Genomic DNA, 664 nt, shown 5'->3' with positions numbered 1-664 from the left:
AACTGCTGTTGTAGAAGCCGCGATCGAGATAGACGGCCTTGACGCGCAAGTCAAGGCCGTCGAGCAGTGAGAGGAACTCTTCGAGGGCATCGCTAGTGGTCTCGCCAGCTTCCAGCTGGCGGACCGCCAGCGTGTACCGTTTGTTCTGCACGCGTGCGTAGAGTGTCGCGTAGGCGTGAAACGTCGTGGTCCCTCGTTTCGCCTGCGAGAAATACAGCGACTCTGTTTCGTCCTCATCACCGTAGTAGGGATCGAGGTGGAGGTCGGCGACGACCTCCACCGGTCGATCTGGCAGCGTCTCAAGGACGTCCCGTTGAAGCAGCGTGTTCCCAACCGCCTCAACGGTATCAAGATCGAACTGGTCGGTCAGATGTCCACGGACGGTATTGGCGTGAGGCGAGTCATCGGTCGTCTCGCAGACGTGATTGATCGAGGTCCCGCCGGCGCTGGCGCCGGCGAGGACCTCGTACAACTCCTCGGAAGTGACTTTCACGTTCTCAGCGAGGTCAATCGGAAGTTCGTCTCCGAGGCTGTTGACGACAAAATTAAGCAGGTGCTCTTCCTCTATCTCACTGTCTGCTGGGGTTTGTTGCACACGGCTCTATTGAATCCGCAGACAGCGTCGGGATGAGTCGTTAGAACGTTGGAAGTGAAGCGGGAGAGT

1 pseudogene is annotated in these 664 nt (G+C 58.1%); it reads right to left on the bottom strand.

From position 1 onward, the window contains the following. Positions 1 to 595 (bottom strand): annotated as a pseudogene (locus ABDZ36_RS00555) (ISH3 family transposase); the annotation flags it as partial. Between the last annotated feature and the right edge of the window lie 69 nt (positions 596 to 664).

The sequence above is a fragment of the Halarchaeum salinum genome, assembly GCF_039520965.1.
In the GTDB taxonomy this organism is placed as follows: domain Archaea; phylum Halobacteriota; class Halobacteria; order Halobacteriales; family Halobacteriaceae; genus Halarchaeum; species Halarchaeum salinum.
This window is presented reverse-complemented; position numbering and strand designations above follow the sequence as displayed.